This window comes from Vibrio sp. 10N.222.49.A3 (genome assembly GCF_041475145.1).
Taxonomy (GTDB): Bacteria; Pseudomonadota; Gammaproteobacteria; order Enterobacterales; family Vibrionaceae; genus Vibrio; species Vibrio tasmaniensis_A.
In genome coordinates, this window is the sequence record NZ_JBFRVM010000217.1 from 1 (window position 1) to 2,817 (window position 2,817).

Annotated in this window: 1 protein-coding gene; it reads right to left on the reverse strand. The window is 39.4% G+C overall.

Features of this window, described 5'->3' with window-relative positions; genetic code table 11:
• On the reverse strand, positions 1 to 2,520 hold the full coding sequence (locus AB4589_RS23345) for a hypothetical protein (protein ID WP_372101792.1): 2,520 nt from the start codon (positions 2,518 to 2,520) through the stop codon (positions 1 to 3).
• Between the last annotated feature and the right edge of the window lie 297 nt (positions 2,521 to 2,817).

Here is a 2,817-nt window from a genome sequence, read left to right on the forward strand (position 1 = left end):
CTAACTGGAGCAGATCATACCGTAGTTTGCCATCTTTTCTATATGTTCAAAGTCTCCTGCATCAATAAGCCTTTCCGTACATCTAGAAGTAATCCTATATATACACGAAGATGGGCTCCAAGAGAGTAAGAAGTCAGCACATTTTTTCCAGCCTTTAATTCGATATAGTGCCAATGCTAATTCTACGATTTCAATATCTTCTAGTTTTTCATTAAACCTTTCTTTCTCATCTTTTGCCTCGTTACGTTTTTGAAAATAACGGCGAAGCCAATGTACAGCAGATCTATAGTAACTATAGGCCTCACCTTTCAAACCGGATACACTCGACAGTAAAGATGCTGCGAATACAGTTTCTGAACCATCCCAGCTACCACTTAACTCTTTTCTATGAGCAAGTTCTTGTATGCGCCCAGGAGATAAAAACAAAGAAGCAAGATCTACATTATTTGTTAAAATATCTATTTGGCGGTCATTCCCAGCAATCTCTTCACCAGCGGTCAGCGCCAGTTTTGCCGCTTCATATAACCGGTTGGTCTTTAGAGCAGCTTTAAATGCGTACTGTAATCTTTGCACTTTCACTTGATTATCATCAAAAGAACTGATTGAAGGGAGGAAATTCTCAGATAACGCTAGCTCCACCAATTCGTCTAACTGCTCAGCTTTTAGTAATAGTAAAGGAAGTGACTCTGAAACATACGGAAATTCTGTCGCAAGTGGCTTAATCGCGTTTACAAACGAATATATTTTTTCGGGAGTTGTAGAGTAGTTATCTTGAAACCACTTTTCAGTTGGTTCATCTCTAAATTGAACGGTGTCATCAATTTGCCATAGCGGGTGGCCTAAATCTGCTATAAAACTTTTTACTGAGTCCGTAGATACATTAGCCGCCTTCGCTAAAACTGCTATTGGCACAAATGGTGGCAACACAGCCAACCCTATGCAGATACTGTCTATGCTCTCACGATAGTTTTTAGGAAACTCATCCTTAATTCTAAAAATTGACTCTTCTAATTGCCGTTCTATTAAGTCTTCAACAGTTAATACTTTCGAACCAAAAGACAGCAACAGGTTGCTCAACGAAGATATTTTTAATGATAGTGCATTAGATTGCACTCGCGGGTTTCCGCCTGTTAAGCGATTAAACTCAGTAGCTTGTTCTATAGTTGAAGCCGAATACTTAGCTTGTAAATTGACAAGCGTTTCATCGTTTGAAAACGGAGATAGTTGGATTGGTTTAATGGAAGACGGTGGGTCGAGAAGATCTAATCTCTCTGGTCTACACGTAAACACCAATCTACAATTGTCAGGCACCACTTCTTTTAAAAGTTGGCTGACGAAACACGTCCCCCCGTGTTCTTCAGCAGCCATTTCAGCATTGTCTGCGGCATCAAAGATTAATACTAAAAAAGCACTTTCATCCTGCGCTGATAGTGTAGTACAAACTTCTCTAATTCTGTTCAAAAATGCCTTAATCCAGTGCTCATCTGGTTCGTTTCTAGTTGGTATTATCTGATCGCATAAACCTTCTTTTGCAAGCGTGTTGATCACCTGAGTAAGAGCGTATTTGGCTTCATGCCGTTTAGCGCTTGTTCTACGGTAACTTCCGTTCCCAAAACAATCATATGCTATTACGATTGATGGTTCATTGAATTCGGTAAAGAGGTTACTACTTAAAATTGACTTACCTACACCACCATTTGCAGTGATAATAGTGTGTGTTGTAGCCGACTTTATAGACGCAACGATACAGGTTTGTTCATCTCTAGGGATGTAATTGTCGATTGGCTCAAAGAGTGGCGGAGCTGGGAAAAAGTCATCGAAACTTATTACATCAAAAGCTTCAAGCATATCTTCTCGTTTAATGACATTAGATTGACCCGGCTCGATTTTTTCCCAAACTTTGGCTACTAACAGCTTTTCTCTATCTAGGATATTTTTTGAAACAGATAACTTAGCTAGCTCTTTGTGAATATCGTATTTTTGTTCATCGTAATTGCCTTCGGAATCACACAACTGCAAGCATTCGCAAAATTGCTTGAGCTTCTGCCCCTTGAAATTTGTATATTCTTCAAGTGTTTTCGTAAATCCATCAGGGGCATTTTCACCACTAGCTATTTTCTCAATGTATTTCTTAAAGTTTCGTGAAATTAAGCGATTTGTAAGAACTGTAAATTTTACGTTTTTTAAAATTTGTATGGATCTTGTTAATTCAGAATAACGCTTTGCAAATCCTTCAATAGTTTCTTTCAATTCAGACAGTGTAAATGGGGTGTCAGCTCGCACAGTCGAATGCTTTAACTGGAAATATTCTACACGTCGGTCACCCTTTGAAGATTGACGATACTCCGCTAGATCAACAACACATTCGCCAGCTAAGCCACATTCTTGTGACCCCTCGATAGTGATGTGTTGCAAGTCAGTATTGAAGTCTAATAGCTCTAAACATCGCTTTACTGCCCATCTGTAGTGAAAAATATCACCAGCTCTTGAATAGTGGATCAAGTCAGAGTTCTTTTTCATCGCCGTATTTTCTTAATTTATCAATGCATTAGAGAGGTTAAATTAGAAATAATACTAACATAGAGCGATGGCCCCAACACGCTTTTTGTCCTAGAGCAGCTTTGCAGGTTGCTACGACAAATCAGCCCCCTGAATAGCTATGCACATATGAGGTTTGAACCACATTAGTTCTTGTATGCAAAGTTAGGATCTGCAAAATCGCGAGGAGTATTAACTCAAAACAATAATTGGTCGGATAAGCGACACCTGTTACCAGGTGCCGCTCTCCTAAGAACCCTGCGTGCAACTTTCACTGCA

Excerpts from the sequence above, each read along its gene's own strand:
- AB4589_RS23345 (WP_372101792.1), bottom strand. The coding sequence starts at position 2,520 with ATGAAAAAGAACTCTGACTTGATCCACTATTCAAGAGCTGGTGATATT.